Source organism: Amycolatopsis sp. NPDC041971 (assembly GCF_055588925.1).
Window position 1 is genome coordinate 228,701 of sequence record NZ_JBVJCE010000004.1, and the last position, 15,348, is coordinate 244,048.

Below are 15,348 nucleotides of genomic sequence, written 5' to 3' on the forward strand. Positions count from 1 at the left end.
GGATGACGCAATGAAGCCGATCCCCACCCCGAAATCGCCGCCGCCGGACGTCCTGCGCTGCGCGTACATGGAACTCGTCGTCACCGATCTGGCGCGTTCGCGCGCCTTCTACGCCGACGTCCTCGGACTGACGGTGACCGAAGAGGACGAGACCACGGTCAGCCTCCGCACGATCGACGAGTTCATCCACCACAACCTCGTGCTGTGCCAAGGTCCGGTCGCCGCGGTCGCGGCGTTCTCGTACCGGGTGCGGTCGCCGGAGGACCTGGACAAGGCGGTCGCGTTCTACACGGAGCTGGGCTGCCGGGTCGAACGCAAGGAGAACGGGTTCACCAAGGGCATCGGCGATTCGGTGCGGGTGCAGGATCCGCTCGGCTTCCCGCTCGAGTTCTTCCACGACGTCCAGCACGTCGACAGGCTCAGCTGGCGCTACGACCTGCACGTTCCGGGCGCGCTGGTCCGGCTCGACCACTTCAACCAGGTCACCCCGGACGTCCCGCTCGCGGTCGAGCACATGGAAGACCTCGGCTTCCGCGTCACCGAAGACATCCAGGACGACCAAGGCGTCACGTACGCGGCCTGGATGCGCCGCAAGCCCACCGTGCACGACACCGCGATGACCGGCGGCGACGGGCCGCGGATGCACCACGTCGCCTTCGCCACGCACGAGAAGCACAACATCCTGTCCATTTGCGACAAACTCGGCTCGCTGCGGATGTCGGACCATATCGAACGCGGCCCCGGCAGACACGGCGTCTCGAACGCGTTCTACCTGTACCTGCGCGACCCGGACGGGCACCGCGTCGAGATCTACACCCAGGACTACTACACCGGCGACCCCGACAACCCGGTCGTCACCTGGGACGTGCACGACAACCAGCGCCGCGACTGGTGGGGCACGCCGGTGGTCCCGTCCTGGTACACCGACGCCTCCCTCGTGCTCGACCTCGACGGCAAACCGCAGCCGGTGGCCGCGAGGACCGAGGAAAGCGAACTGGAAGTCACCATCGGCGCCGACGGCTTCTCCTACACCCGCAAAGGTGACGACGAAGACGAACTGCCGGCCTGGAAACAGGGCGAGTACAAACTCGGCAACCAGCTCTGAGGCGGGGGACATGCTCGAACAGGAAACGATCACCGCGATCGCCGACGAACTGGCGGCCGCGGAGGAGGCCCGGGAAACGATCCCGCTGCTGACGGCGCGCTATCCGGAGATGACCGTCGAGGACTCCTACGCCGTGCAGAACGAATGGCGGCGGCGGGGCATCGCGGCGGGACGCCGCCCGGTCGGGCGCAAGATCGGGCTCACGTCGAAGGTCATGCAGGCCGCCACCGGGATCACCGAACCCGACTACGGCGCCATCTTCGCGGACATGGTGTTCGAGAACGGTTCCGTGATCGAGCACAGCAGGTTCTCGAACGTGCGCATCGAGGTCGAGCTGGCCTTCGTACTCCGTGATTCCCTCGCCGGACCGGACAGCACGGTGTTCGACGTGCTGCGCGCGACCGAATACGTCGTGCCCGCGCTGGAGATTCTGTCCTCTCGGATCGAAATGACCGGCCGGACCATCGTGGACACGATCAGCGACAACGCCGCCATGGGCGGGATGGTCTACGGCGGCAACCCGGTCGCCGTGGACGCCGTCGACCTGCGATGGGTTTCGGCGCTGTTGTACCGCAACGAGACCATCGAGGAATCCGGCGTCGCCGCCGCGGTGCTGAACCATCCCGCGAACGGCGTCGCCTGGCTGGCGAACAAACTCGCGCAGCACGGCGACACACTCGATCCGGGTGACATCGTGCTGGCAGGCTCGTTCACCCGGCCGATGTGGGTGCACCCCGGCGATACCGTGACCGCCGACTACCGGGACCTGGGGGCGATCACATGCCGCTTCGTCTAGCCCCGCCGTTCCGGGAGCGGCTGGCCGCGCGGCCGCAGATCGGCATGTGGGTCACTTCGGGCAGCCCGGTCGTCGCGGAGATCTGCGCGGACTCCGGACTCGACTGGCTGCTCGTGGACACCGAGCACTCCCCCGCCGGGCTCGAAACGGTGCAATCGTTGCTGCAGACGATCGCCGCGTACCCCATCACGCCGGTGGTACGTGCCCCGTCCGGCGACGCGGTCGCGCTGAAACAGTTGCTCGACCTGGGCGCACAGAACCTGCTGGTACCCATGGTCGACAGCGCGGAGGAGGCGGAAGCCGTCGTGCGGGCCGTCCGCTATCCACCACGAGGCGTACGCGGTGTCGGCAGCGCCCTGTCGCGGTCGGCGCGCTGGAACCGGGTCGAGGACTACCTGGCGAAGGCCGAGGAGTTCACCTCACTGTTCGTCCAGATCGAGTCGACGGCGGGAGTCGCGGCCGCCGCCGAGATCGCCGCGGTCGACGGCGTCGACGGGGTTTTCGTCGGACCGTCCGATCTGGCCGCCTCGATGGGGTTGCTCGGAAAGCAGACGCACCCCGACGTCACGGCGGCCGTGCTGAGGACCTTCGAGGCCGTCCGCGCCCAGGGGAAACCGGTCGGCGTCAACGCGTTCGACCCGGGGCAGGCTCAGCGTTACCTCGACGCCGGCGCTTCGTTCGTGCTGGTCGGCGCCGACGTCACCCTGCTCGCTCAAGGTTCGGAGGCACTCGCACGGCGGCATCAGGCCTAAGGGCTTGGCGCTTCGCATTCAGAGGACTAAATGCTTCATATACCTAGACGCGAGGCTGAATTGCGAAGGCGGCCATCAAGCCACCTCAACGACCCGCGAGCGATCCGGAAGTCGAAGCGCGGCGGCAACACCACCAACAGCCACGAGACCGACAAAACCGAATACGACGCCGAAAGCCAGCACAGGCCGCGATTCGAGCCCCGCCAGGATCGCACCCGTCACCGCCACCCCGGTCACCGCACCCACCTGCCTGACCGTGTTGAACAGTCCCGAGGCGCCACCCGCGGCGTCCGGATCGACGGACGCCATCGCGATAGCGGACAGTGGCGACCAGGCCATCGCGTTGGCGGCACCCAGAAGTGCGGCTCCCACCGTGATCCACCAGGGGTTCAGTTTCAGCACGACCACGAGACCGATGAGCAGCAGGCTCGTCGCGAGCAGGCTCATGCCGAGTATCGCCGGCCGGCGCCCGCCCACCCGGTCGACCCAGCGGCCTGCCGGTGGCGACAACAGGATCGCGACGACGGCGTCCGGCGCCAGGACCATCGCGGCTTCCATCGGGCCGAAACCACGCATCTGTTGGATGTAGAGCATGGTGGGCAGTGCCATCGCGAGAACCGTCGCGCCGAGCGACGCCATCGCGAGGCTCGCGGACAAATACCCGGACGAGCGATAGAGCCGCAACGGAGCGAGGGCGTCCGCGCCCTGCCCTCGTTCCCGGAGATAGAAGCACCCGAGCAACCCGACGGCGACGACGGTCGCGGGCAGCGAAAGCGGGCCCCAGGACAGCAATGCCCACACAAGAAGGCTGAGACCGGCCGTGCTCAACACGGCGCCGAGGAGATCGAACCGGGTGGCGCTTCCCGGGCTTCCCGGAATCAGGCGGACGCCCACGACCACGGCGATGACGCAGAGCGGCACGTTGACCCAGAAGATCCAGCGCCAATCCAGGCTCGCCGTCAGCAGCCCACCCAGTACGGGGCCGAGCAAGGTGGCGGCCGCGGCCACCGAGCCCCAGATGCCGAACGCGCGACCCCGCTCGTTTTCGGCGAAGAGCCGCCGGATCAACGTGAGTGGTTGCGGTGACATCGCGGCCGCGGCCAGACCTTGCAGGATCCGGAACGCGATGAGCCAGCCGATCGACGGCGCGAGCCCGCACAGCGCCGAGGCGACGCCGAAGCCTCCCATGCCGAACAGGTAGACACGCTTGGGGTCGAAGAGATCGCCGAGCCTGCCGGCGACCAGCAACGGGACCGAAAACGCGAGCAGGTAGCCCGCCGTGACCCAGAACAGCGCGGCGACATCCCCGCCGAGATCCGCTTGAATGCTCGGGCTCGCCACCGCGACGATCGTCGTGTCCAGCAGGAGCACGAAGAACCCGGCGAGCAGGGCCGCGAGCCCGCCCCATCTCGAAGAACCCATATCGCACCTTATCCGCGGAAACAGCCGGGAGGTACGCGGTTTAGGGTCTTGCCATGACCGCTCTTCCGCGCGGCGGCGGCCCCGCCGAGGCCCTGGCCGCCGTCGAAGCGAGCATCCAGGACCGATGGCGGTTGTTCCTCGTTGAATACGGTGTCACCGCCGGGACGGAAGCGGAGACCGACCTCGCCGGACTGGTCGTCGCCGACGCTTCCGCGTTCGAATGGCGTGTGATCGATGCCGCCCTCGACAGGTTGTCCTGCGACGACTGTGGCAACGTGCTCGGCGCCGGTCCCGTTGGCTGCGGGAAATGCGATCGGGCCAACGGGTTCCGGTTCGCGGCCATCGAGACCGACAAGCCCGCGACGCCCCCGGGCACCGAGCACGGGCTCCGCGTCGCCACCGCCGTCGCCCGCACCCGGCACCGCTACGGAGTGCGCGCCCGCTGCGGTTTCGAACTCGGACTCCCACACCTTCTCAAGGGAGAACTGCCCGGCACGGCCCGAGCGCAGGCGTACCGGGCAGCTATCGACAAGCTCACCAAAGAGGAATGCGAACGCGTGACCTCCTTCGAGGAGGTCCTCGGACTCAGTAGTCGTCGCGTCCGGTGAACTGCTGCTCCAGCAGCTCCGCCGAACCCGCGACGAGTTCGAGCGGGTCGGTGAACTCGTTGATGTCGAGGTTCACCAACGGCAAGGAATGGCGCAACACCAGGTGCTCTCCCATGACCACCAGTCCCCCGACGACGATCGTGTTGCCGATCTCCGTCAGCACGGTCGTGAGGTCCACCTGGTCCACGCGCGCGAACGGTGTCGCGATCTGCACCCAGTCCTCGCGGCGGTCGAAGACCTCCCGCGCGACGACCACGGTCTGGGCTCGCTCTTCGTAGTCGTCGTCGCCGTAGGACAGCCGGATGCGAATTTCATCCGGTTCGTCCTTGATCACCCGGTATTCCTGCCGTACGAACGCGACCAGATCGGCCCATTCCGCCATGAATTCAGTCTCCTTCGCAGTCGAGGATCAAGCCTATCGACTGCCGCAACTCGTGAGTGGTGATGACGGTTCCGACCCAATGCCACGTAGCGTAAGTTGATCATGAAACCCTGTTTCTCGTCGTTGCTGACGTGACCTGGCCGTGGCGACCGAGAGAGCGAGCCTTCCCCAGGTGTTCCGCAGTGGTGCGGGCGTGACGGATACGAACGGTGAGACGTCGGTACAGGGGGTCGCGAGTGGCGATCAGGGCTAGAACGGACCGGTATTCGCTACCAACGCCTGACCAGGCCGGTCTCGCGCGCTCAGCGCGCGCCGGGATGTCGACGATGGAGGAATCGGGACGTTGAATGTCCCGATTCCTCCATCGTCGAGAGGGCGTTGCGGTCTCGCCCGGAACCCTCCCCGCTCACACCACCCAGCACGAACCCACACGGCAGCGAGACCAGGCCGGATTCCCGTGGATAGGCAAATACAGGTCCACCAGAACCCGAATCGCCACTCGCCAGGTCCGAACGTCAGCCGCCGACCGGCATCCCCGCCCGCGCTTCCTGCCGGGTCAACGGCCGAAGCGACAGCGTGTACTCGTACGTACTATCCGGCCGGACCTGACTGGGTTCCCGCACCGGGTTCGGCGTATCCCCGACTCCGGTCACCGCGTGGCTCGCGTGCAGCGTGAACCAGCCTTTGTTGCGCTGCAACTGGAACGGGTACGCCGCTCGATCGAGGTCGTCGAACGGTGTCACACTGACGTCGTTCGCTCCCCCGACCAGCAGGCCACCGGTCCGGCCATCGGCGAGCAGCGCCCACCGGCTGTCGGTGTGGTTGCCGTGGTCCTGCGGCCGGTGGTACTCGACGTACTGCCGGTCCACCGTGCTCGACTGCACGCCGATCGGCGTCCCGTCCCGGCGGTCGACGTAGCTCTCGGCCTTCCGCCCATACCAGGCAAACCGGTCATATCGGTCCGGCACGGCCAGTGAGACGCCGATCCGGGGCAGATACGGCAGAGTCCGCACACTCCCCTGCGGCACCACCCGGTTGCCGAGGCTCAGGGTTCCGGTCCGGTCGACGGTGTAGGTCATCGTCTGGTCGAACCACGCCCCTGCGACGTCCGGCGCCGCGACCCGGCTGTCGACGATCACCCGTACGCTTCGCGAGCCGTCCTTTTCGACCCGCACTCCCGTGACCGTGGTCTTCAACCGGTCCAGGCCCGCCTTACGCCAGTCCTCGCCCTCGGCCCTGCCCCAGGCGAAGGTCTCGTTGCTGATGGGCGCCCGCCACGCGTCGAGTTTCGGGCCGGCGGTCAGCAGCTCGTTGCCCTGATGCCGGATGGACCTCAGCGCACCGGTCGCCTTGTCCACCTTGTACGTGACCTCCGCCGCCGACGCCGTCACCGAAGCCGCGTCCTCGACGACCTCGACGGTCTTCCCGTCTAGCGGCGTCCGGTCCAGGCCCGGAATCCGCTTGCCGCCCAGGGAGAACTGGTCGTGCGCCAGGACATGTCCCCGCGCGAGCATGGGCTCGCCCTTTGTCGTCACCGCCTCGACGGTGACGAACCGTTCACGATCCGCGGGGTTCGAAGGCACCGGAACGGCGACCTGACCGGTCGCCCCCGCGCCGACCCGCAACGGCTGCTCGCCGCGGGCGACGATCCGTGAGCCTTCCTGGATCCGCCACCGCAGGTTCAGTTCGTCGGTGCCCTTGAACTGCCGCTCGTTGGTCACCGACAACGAGCCACCCGAGTAGGCGAACCGGAGCGGCTGGTGTGCCCACGCCATCTGTGCGGTTTCCGGCTGCGCCGAACGATCCGAGTCGATCAGACCGTCCACACCGGACAGACTGGAGCCGTAGGACAGGTGACTCCCCCGGTCCGCGACGCTGTCGAAGTCCAGCGCCAGCACCGCACCGCCCGCCGGGGCGGCGCCGGACAACTCCGCGGCGGAAAGCGGTTTGTCGTAGATTCGGACGTCGTCGACGGCGCCGCGTCCCATCCAGCCGATGTCCGATGGGTCGTTCCACGACGTCTCGAAGTCGCGGCCGACGTTGACCTCCGCCGAAGACGGGTCGATCGCGCCGGTGAACGGTTTGCTGCCGATCTCCTTGCCGTCGAGGTAAAGCCGCAGGGCCGTGCCGTCGTAGGTGCCGCTCACCCGATGCCAGTTGCCGTAGAAGTCGGCGGGCACCTTGGCCTGCACCGCCTGCCACGTTCCACTGTGGATGAAGAACTCCAGCGTGTCCCGCGTCTTCATCTTGAGCGCGAACTGGTGATCGCCCTTGCCGAGGATGCGGAAGTCGCCGGTCCATTTCCCCGGCTTCACCCAGGCGTCCAGGGTCAGCGCCTTCCCGGTGATGTCGAGTTTCCGGTCGCGGTAGACCTCGACGAAATCGTCCAGTCCGGAAAGCGCCAGCGCCTTGCCGCGGCGGCCGTCGACCAGATCCGGCTTGCCGCTGAGATGCGCCGAGATGTCGTTGCCCGACGAATCGGGCGTGGTCCGGATCCGCTGCCGGATGTTCTGCTCCGCCCAGTCCCAGATGAAGCCACCCTGGGCTTGCGGGTTCGCCCGGATCGTGTCCCAGAACTCCCGGAAGTTCCCGAGGCTGTTGCCCATCGCGTGGGCGTACTCACCGAAGATCAGGGGTTTGGTGGTGTTCTTCGCCTGTTCGGCGAACTTCTCCGGAGACGGGTAGCGCGGCCCCCACACGTCGGCGAAGGGCGCGTCGCCGTCCGGGTTGTTCGACTGATGGTAGATCGGCCGGGTCGGCTCGTTCGCGTCCAGCCATTCCGCCAGCGCGAAATGATGCGCACCGAGTCCGGCCTCGTTACCGGTGTCCCAAAGGAAGACACTCGGATGGTTCTTGTCCCGTTCGACCATGCCGATCATGCGGTCGAAGAACGCGTCCCGCCAGGCCGGGTCGTTCGCCTGGCAGTATTGAGCGCAGTTCTCGTGGTTGTGGGTCTCGATGTCGATCTCGTCGTCGATCCAGAGCCCGTGCCGGTCGGCCAGTTCGTAGAAGTAGGGGTCCGACGGGTAGTGCGAGGTGCGGACCGCGTTGACATTGAGCTGCTTCATCAGCGCGACGTCGCGTTCCTGCGCGCGCCGGGGCACGTGCCTGCCGTGATCCGGGTCGGTCTCCGCTCGGTTGACGCCCTTGAACAGCACCCGTTTCCCGTTGACCAGCAACTGTTTGTCGCGGATCTCGAGCTCACGGAACCCGACCGTCTCACTGGTGATGTGCGTGACGCGGCCATCGGGCGCGGCCAACGTGAGGACGGCCGTGTACAGATTCGGTGTCTCGTCGGTCCACTTCGCGGGGTTGCGGACGGGCAGGTTCAGCGTGGTCTTGCCACCCGCGTCGACCTCGCCGCTCGCGGACCCGGTCTCCTTGCCCTCGGCGTCGCGCAGGCTCAGTCCGACACGATGCTTGCCCGTGGTCCCGCCGGGTTTCGTGGCGACCTCGATCGAGGCCTTGAGGGTGGCGTCGGTGTAGGTCGCGTCGAGGTCGGTCGTCAGCCCGACGTCCTGAATGAACGTCCCCGGCGCCGAATGCAGGGTCACCGAGCGGAAGATGCCCGAGTACCGCCACTGGTCGACGTCCTCCAGATAGGCGCCCGCGCTCCAGCGGTGCACTTGCACGGCGATCCGGTTTTGACCCGGGCGCAGCGCGGAGGAGATGTCGAACTCCGCCGGCGTGTAGCCGCCTTGGTCGTAACCGATGTACTTCCCGTTGACCCAGATGAAGTACGCGGACGTGACCCCGTCGAAGCGCAGGAACGTCTCGCGTTCGGTCCAGTCCGCGGGCAGGGTGAAGTCGCGGACGTAGGCGCCGGTCGGGTTGACGTCACGCGGGACGCGCGGTGGGTCGTCGGGCTGGATCTCGGTGGCGATGTTGCGGAAGATGGGGTGGTCCAGACCGTCGGTCTGCCACGTGTGCGGTACGGACACCTCGCGCCAGCGCGACGCGTCGTAACCGTCCTCGTGGAATCCCGCCGGGACCTGAGACGGGTTGTCGGCCATCGCGATCCGCCACTTGCCGTCGAGTGACCGCGTGTACGGACTGTGTTCATCGCGGCGGGCAGCGGCGGAGACGTCCGCGTAAGGACGCAGGTAGGCGTGCGGTGCCTCCTGACCTTCGGCGACTTTCCGTGGATCGTCGAGGTAGGACTGGACGTCGGCGGGTGGTCCGTCGGCCGCGGCCGACGGACCGGCCGCGACGAGGGTCCCGGCGAGCATCGCCAGGACCAGGAAGACGGGGCGTGTTCGCAGCACTGCGTTCAACCTCCCAGTGAGTTCGGCTGAGCCGGAAGCTGACCCGTCGACGATCCCGCACCGCGGTACCGGGACGGAAGACCAAGATCCTTCCCTTGTCGTGGGCCAAATAGGTGGCGGGTTCAGGGTCAAGGTCTCGCCGAGTCACAGTCGGATCACAGGGACCTGCGGCGCGCCCCGGTAGGACGCGAGGTCAGCTCGAAGCGCGACGAGTGAGCGACACCGGCAGTATCCGTTGCCGGGGCTTGAGCTCCCGGTCGTCCATCAGCGCCAGCAGGGTCTCGACCATCGCGTGGACCTGCTCGCGCGGATCCTGATGCACCGAGGTCAGCGGCGGGTCCATCTCCGGCGCCAAGGTCGCGTTGTCGTCGAAGCTGACGACGGCGATGTCGGAGGGGATCCGCCGTCCGGCGGCATGCAACGTACGGAGCGCGCCGAGGGCCATCATGTCGCTGGCCACGAAGACGGCGTCGAGGTCGGGGCGCCGCGCGAGCAGGTTCGACATCGCCTTCGCGCCACCGGTGAGGGTGAAGTCGCCCTCCTCGACCAGGTCCGCCGGGTCGAGCCCGGCGTCGAGCAGGGTCTTGCGCCAGCCGGAGAGCCGGTCGATCGCCGCGCTCTGGTCCTGCGGACCGGCGATCGTGGCGATCCGGCGGTGGCCCGCCTCGACCAGATGCCCGACAGCCAGCTTCGCGCCGCCCTCGTTGTCGAAGTCGACGACGTGGACACCGCGTTTGAGCCCGGCCGCCTGTCCTCCGTACACCACCGGGATCCTCAACTGCCGCAACGCCTTGGGCAACGGGTCGGTGCGGTGCGGCGCGAACAGCAGCACGCCGTCGACATGCCCGCCGTCGAGGAACCGGACCGTGCGGTCGAGGTCCTCGCGGGTGTCACTGAAGATCAAGACCATCTGGCAGCCGATGTCGGCGAGTTCGCGGTAGCCCGCGCGCATCACCGCGGTGCGGTACGGGTCGTCGAGCAGCCGCGCCTCCGGCTCGGACAGCACGACCGCGACCGCTCCGGTCCGCCTGGTCACCAGGGATCTGGCCGCCTGGTTCGGGGAGTAGCCGAGTTCGCGGGCCGCGGCCTGGACCCGCTCGCGGGAGCGCGCGCTGACGTAGCCGTCGTCGTTCAGCGCCCGGGACGCCGTCGACCGGCTGACCCCGGCGGACGCGGCGACGTCTTCCAGCGTCGGCCTGCCGTCTTCCCCTGGTCGAGGCCCCACCCGCGTCACCTTCACCCTTCAATTGCATCCGGACACCGACAGCTTAGTGTCCGGCGGCGGGCGGTACTGAGAGCGCTCCCCTGATGGAAACACTCTCATTACGAGCCCTTGACACGGCCATACCTCGGCGACAGACTCTGCGCATCCTGGGAGCGCTCCCACTTCCTGGTCACACCCACCTGCAAGGGGCAAAGACGTGAAAAGCATCCGGAACGGCCTGGTGCTGGCACTGGGTATCACCATGACGGCGTTCGGACTGGCGGCGTGTGGCGGTGACGACGGCGCGACGCCCGCGGCGTCGGACCCGAACGCGAAGGTCGAGCTGTCGCTGGCGACCTTCACCGAGTTCGGCTACGAGGCACTCATTCCCGAGTACGAACGACTGCACCCGAACATCGAGATCACCCACCGCAAGACCGGCCAGGGCGGGCCGTACCACCAGGACCTGATCACGAAACTGGCGGCGGGTTCCGGCCTCGCCGACGTCACCGCCGTCGAGGAAGGGCATCTGTCGAACGTCCTCGACAAAGGCTCGAAGTTCAACGACCTGCCCAGGATCGGCCCGGCGGAGGCCTCCCCCGACCGCTGGCTCGGCTGGAAGTACGACGCGGCGAAGACCAAGGACGGCAAGGTCATCGGCTACGGCACGGACATCGGCCCGCTGGCGATGTGCTACCGCAAGGACATGCTCGAGGCGGCGGGGCTCCCGTCCGATCCCGAAGCGGTCAAACCCCTGTTCGCCACCTGGGACAGCTACTTCGCCGCGGGCGACCAGTACGTCGACAAGACCGGCGGGAAGGCGTGGTTCGACTCTGCCGCGCAGAACTTCAACGCCATGGTCAACCAGCTCCCCAGCGGCTACCTCGGCACCGACGACAAGCTCGCGGTGGAATCCAACCAGGGCATCAAGGACGCCTGGACCAAGGTGACCGGCGCCGTCGCGAAAGGACAGTCGGCCAAGCTGACCGCGTTCAGCAACGAGTGGAACTCCGGGTTCAAACAGGGCGCCTTCGCCACGAAGGCGTGCCCCGCGTGGATGCTCGGCGTGATCGAGGAGCACTCCGGCCCGGAGAACGCCGGCAAGTGGGCGGTCACCGCGGCCTTCCCCGGCGGCGGCGGGAACTGGGGCGGTTCGTATCTGAGCGTGCCCACGCAGTCGAAGCACCCGAAGGAGGCGGCCGAACTCGCCGCCTGGCTGACCGCGCCCGAGCAGCAGATCAAGGCCTTCCAGGCGAAGGGCACCTTCCCCAGCCAGGTCAAGGCGCTGGAGGACCCGGCACTGCTGAGCGAGACCGACGCCTACTTCGGCGGCGCCAAGATCGGCCGATTGTTCGCCGAACAGGCCAAGAAGGTCGCCAAGCCGCAGTACAAGGGCCCGGGTGACGGCCAGATCCAGGAGAACGCGTCGAGCCCCGCGTTGCAGGCCGTCGAACAGGGCAAGTCCGCGGACGAGGGCTGGACGCAACTGCTCGACGCAGCGAAGAAGATCACGCGCTGACCGATGACCGTCGCCGACAAGATCGCGCCGGAGGGGAGGAAGGCCGGGGTGCGCACGTCACCCCGGCCCACCCTCCGCCACCGGCTTAGCCGCTGGGACGTCAAGGTCTCGCCGTACCTCTACATCGCCCCGTTCTTCATCGTGTTCGGGATCGTCGGACTGTTCCCGCTGCTCTACACGGCGTACGTCTCGCTGTTCAGCTGGGAGGCGGGCGATGACAACCCCATTTTCATCGGGCTGGACAACTTCAAGGAGCTGTTCGCCGACACGCAATTCTGGAACGCGCTCGAGAACACCGTCAGCATCTTCCTGCTCTCCAGCGTTCCGCAGCTGGTCATCGCGGTGCTCCTGGCGGCGCTGCTGAGCGCCAGGCTCCGTGGCGCGACCGGCTGGCGCGTCGGCGTCCTGCTTCCCTACGCCGCCAGCCTGGTGGCGCTCGGGATCATCTTCGCTAACCTGTTCGGACCGAAGTACGGGCTGGTCAACGGCCTGTTGCAGACCATCGGACTGGACCCGGTCGACTGGCAGGCGGGCCGGTTCAGCAGCCATGTCGCGATCGCGATCATGGTGAACTGGCGCTGGACCGGATACAACGCGCTGATCGTGCTGGCGGCGATGCAGGCCATCCCGAAGGAATTGCACGAGGCCGCCCTCATCGACGGGGCGGGAGCCGCACGCCGGTTCTTCAGCATCACGCTGCCCCTGCTGAAGCCGACGCTGATCTTCGTCACCATCACCTCGACGATCGGCGGACTCCAGATCTTCACCGAGCCCAAGCTGTTCGACGCCATGCCGGGATCGAACAACGGCGGCTCGTCCAACCAGTTCCAGACCGTGACGCTGTACCTGTACCAAACGGCCTTCGAGAACTACGAACTCGGCTATGCCTCGGCGATCGCGTGGGTACTGTTCGTGATCATCGTGCTGATCGCGCTGGTGAACTTCTTCCTCACCGGCAGGCTCGCCCGGACCCCGGCGGTGAAGAAGAAGTGACGACCATCCACAGCGGACTCAAGCGGGGTGTTTCGGCGCTCGGCAAACCGCGCCGGGCGACCTACGTCGTACTCGCGATCTTCGTGCTGGGCTCGCTTTTCCCGTTCTACTGGTCATTCCTGGTGGCGAGCCGGGACAGTGGGATGCTCACCGAGCGGGTCCCGCCCTTCCTGCCCGGCGGGAACTTCTTCGCCAACGCGGCCAGGGTGTTCGACACGGTGCCGTTCTGGAAGGCGCTCGCGAACAGCCTGATCGTGTCCGGCACGGTCACCCTCACCACGGTGCTGTTCTCGGCGCTGGCCGGGTTCGCGTTCGCCAAACTGCGGTTCCGCGGCCGGAACGGGTTGTTCGTGTTCATCGTCATCACCCTCGCCGTACCGACCCAGCTCGGCATCATCCCGCTGTTCATGGCGATGTCGGAATTCGGCTGGGCGGGTGGGCTGCAATCGGTGATCGTGCCCAACCTGGTGACCGCCTTCGGTGTCTTCTGGATGCGTCAGTACACAGTGGACGCGGTGCCGTACGAGCTGATCGAAGCGGCGCGGGTCGACGGATGCAGCATGATCCGCATCTTCTGGAACGTCTGCCTGCCCGCGGTCCGCCCGGCGGCGGCGATCCTGGCGATGTTCACGTTCATGACCTCGTGGAACGACTTCCTCTGGCCGCTCGTCGTGCTGGACGCCGGCAACCCCACCGTCCAGCTTGCGCTGGAGAAGCTGCAGAGCGGCTACTACGTCGACTACTCGCTGGTGCTGGCCGGGACCACCCTGGCCACCATCCCGATCCTCATCGTCTTCCTCCTCCTCGGCCGCCAGATCGTGGCCGGGATCATGCAAGGTGCCGTGAAAGGGTGACCATGTCCGCACATCCCGACAGTGTCCGGGCGAAGACCGCGCTGCTGTTCCCGCCCGGATTCGTGTGGGGCGCCGCCACCGCGGCCTACCAGGTCGAAGGGGCCACGGCCGCCGACGGCCGGACCGACTCGATCTGGGACGTCTTCGCCCGCCGTCCCGGCGCAGTCGTCGGTGGCGACACCGGCGAACCGGGTGCCGATCACTACCACCGCTACGCCGAAGACGTCGACCTGATGCGACGGCTCGGGCTCGGCGCCTACCGGTTCTCCCTGTCGTGGCCGCGGATCCGGCCCGACGGCGGTACGCCGAACCCTCGTGGGCTCGCGTTCTACGACCGGCTCATCGACAAGCTCCTCGAAGCCGGAGTCGCGCCCTGGGCGACGCTGTATCACTGGGATCTCCCCCAGGCACTGGAGGACGAGGGCGGCTGGGCCTCACGCGAGACCGCCTTCCGGTTCGCCGAGTACGCCGAAACGGTCGTCGTACGCCTGGGCGACCGAGTGGCGCGCTGGTCCACCCTCAACGAACCGTGGTGTGCCGCGATGCTGGGCTACGCGTCCGGTATTCACGCTCCCGGACGGCGGGAACCCCGTGCCGCCGTCGCCGCCACCCACCATCTGCTGCTGGGCCACGGTCTCGCGATGGACGTCCTGCGAAGACACGCCCCGGCCGCGGCGTCGGGGATCACGCTGAACCTGTATCCGGTGTCGGCCGTCGATCCATCCTCCACTGTGGACGTCGAAGCCGCGCGCCGGATCGACGGCCTGCAGAACCGGCTGTTCCTGGACCCGGTGCTTCGTGGCTCGTACCCGGCGGACCTGCTGACCGACCTGGCGCCGCTCGGCATCGAGGAGCTCGTGCGGGACGGCGATCTCGCGACCATCGCCGCCCCGATCGATTGGCTGGGCATCAACTACTACCGCGGCTACCAGGTGTCGGGAACGCTCCGGCCCGGCAGTGAACCGGCGGACGCCGGCTGGCTCGGCGTCCCCGACGTCCATTTCGTCCCCGACGAGACGGCGCCGCGCACCGACTCGGGCTGGGAGGTCCAACCTTCGCGGCTCGCCGAATGCCTGCTTCGCGTCCATCGCGAGTATCGGCCGATCCCGTTGTACATCACCGAGAACGGCGCCTCCTATCCGGACGCCCTCATCGGCGGGGACATCGCGGACACCGACCGGATCGCCTTCCTGGACTCGCATCTGCGCGCCGCGTACGAGGCGATCGAGGCCGGCGTCGACCTGCGGGGGTACTTCTACTGGTCGCTGCTCGACAACTTCGAATGGGCCGAGGGGTACGCCAAGCGGTTCGGCCTCGTGCACGTCGACTACGCGACGCAGCGAAGGACGCCGAAGCGAAGCGCACTCTGGTACGCACGGGCGATCAGCCTCAACGGACTGAGCTGAGGGCAAGTGTCAGGAAAGGGTCGTTCAACACATCTTTTGTCT

At 67.5% G+C, this 15,348-nt stretch carries 12 protein-coding genes; 8 read left to right on the forward strand and 4 right to left on the reverse strand.

The genetic code is table 11. The annotated features are described in order from the left end of the window. Positions 1-10: 10 nt before the first annotated feature. From hpaD to ACZ6DT_RS11900, 3 genes are read left to right on the forward strand one after another with little or no spacing between them, the layout of a single operon-like run. The gene (gene hpaD, locus ACZ6DT_RS11890; RefSeq protein WP_465592511.1) at positions 11-1,105 is read left to right on the forward strand and encodes a 3,4-dihydroxyphenylacetate 2,3-dioxygenase; all 1,095 of its coding nucleotides are present in this window, start codon (positions 11-13) and stop codon (positions 1,103-1,105) included. A gap of 10 nt (positions 1,106-1,115) precedes the next feature. Next, positions 1,116-1,901, forward strand: coding sequence for a 2-oxo-hept-4-ene-1,7-dioate hydratase (gene hpaH, locus ACZ6DT_RS11895; RefSeq protein ID WP_465592514.1), 786 nt, complete (start codon positions 1,116-1,118; stop codon positions 1,899-1,901). Continuing rightward, a complete protein-coding gene (locus ACZ6DT_RS11900; protein WP_465592517.1) occupies positions 1,886-2,653 on the forward strand; it encodes an HpcH/HpaI aldolase family protein in 768 nt (255 codons plus the stop codon). The genes hpaH and ACZ6DT_RS11900 overlap by 16 nt, the downstream gene beginning before the upstream one ends. Positions 2,654-2,728: 75 nt before the next feature. Here ACZ6DT_RS11900 and ACZ6DT_RS11905 read toward each other — a convergent pair whose 3' ends face one another. Beyond that, positions 2,729-4,075, reverse strand: coding sequence for an MFS transporter (locus tag ACZ6DT_RS11905; protein ID WP_465592520.1), 1,347 nt, complete (start codon positions 4,073-4,075; stop codon positions 2,729-2,731). A gap of 53 nt (positions 4,076-4,128) precedes the next feature. Here ACZ6DT_RS11905 and ACZ6DT_RS11910 point away from each other — a divergent pair, with 53 nt between their 5' ends. Next, on the forward strand, positions 4,129-4,683 hold the full coding sequence (locus tag ACZ6DT_RS11910; protein ID WP_465592523.1) for a hypothetical protein: 555 nt from the start codon (positions 4,129-4,131) through the stop codon (positions 4,681-4,683). On the opposite strand, the gene ACZ6DT_RS11915 is transcribed toward ACZ6DT_RS11910, so the two are convergent. From ACZ6DT_RS11915 to ACZ6DT_RS11925, 3 genes are all read right to left on the reverse strand, one after another. Beyond that, positions 4,661-5,065 (reverse strand): hypothetical protein, encoded by a 405-nt coding sequence (locus ACZ6DT_RS11915; RefSeq protein WP_465592526.1) that lies wholly within the window; start codon positions 5,063-5,065, stop codon positions 4,661-4,663. The two genes, ACZ6DT_RS11910 and ACZ6DT_RS11915, sit on opposite strands and share 23 nt — an antisense overlap. Positions 5,066-5,580: 515 nt before the next feature. Continuing rightward, positions 5,581-9,330 (reverse strand): glycoside hydrolase family 2 TIM barrel-domain containing protein, encoded by a 3,750-nt coding sequence (locus ACZ6DT_RS11920; protein WP_465592529.1) that lies wholly within the window; start codon positions 9,328-9,330, stop codon positions 5,581-5,583. Between the two features lie 193 nt (positions 9,331-9,523). Then, positions 9,524-10,570, reverse strand: coding sequence for a LacI family DNA-binding transcriptional regulator (locus tag ACZ6DT_RS11925; protein WP_465592532.1), 1,047 nt, complete (start codon positions 10,568-10,570; stop codon positions 9,524-9,526). Positions 10,571-10,751: 181 nt separating this feature from the next. Between ACZ6DT_RS11925 and ACZ6DT_RS11930 the strand changes: the two genes are divergently transcribed. From ACZ6DT_RS11930 to ACZ6DT_RS11945, 4 genes are read left to right on the forward strand one after another with little or no spacing between them, the layout of a single operon-like run. Beyond that, the gene (locus ACZ6DT_RS11930) at positions 10,752-12,053 is read left to right on the forward strand and encodes an ABC transporter substrate-binding protein (protein WP_465592535.1); all 1,302 of its coding nucleotides are present in this window, start codon (positions 10,752-10,754) and stop codon (positions 12,051-12,053) included. A 3-nt stretch (positions 12,054-12,056) separates the two neighbouring features. After that, a complete protein-coding gene (locus ACZ6DT_RS11935) occupies positions 12,057-13,046 on the forward strand; it encodes a carbohydrate ABC transporter permease (RefSeq protein WP_465592538.1) in 990 nt (329 codons plus the stop codon). Continuing rightward, the gene (locus ACZ6DT_RS11940) at positions 13,043-13,900 is read left to right on the forward strand and encodes a carbohydrate ABC transporter permease (RefSeq protein WP_465592541.1); all 858 of its coding nucleotides are present in this window, start codon (positions 13,043-13,045) and stop codon (positions 13,898-13,900) included. The genes ACZ6DT_RS11935 and ACZ6DT_RS11940 overlap by 4 nt, the downstream gene beginning before the upstream one ends. Beyond that, complete coding sequence (locus tag ACZ6DT_RS11945; RefSeq protein ID WP_465592544.1) at positions 13,897-15,306, forward strand: GH1 family beta-glucosidase; 1,410 nt, start codon at positions 13,897-13,899, stop codon at positions 15,304-15,306. Before ACZ6DT_RS11940 ends, ACZ6DT_RS11945 begins: the two co-directional genes overlap by 4 nt. Positions 15,307-15,348 lie beyond the last annotated feature (42 nt).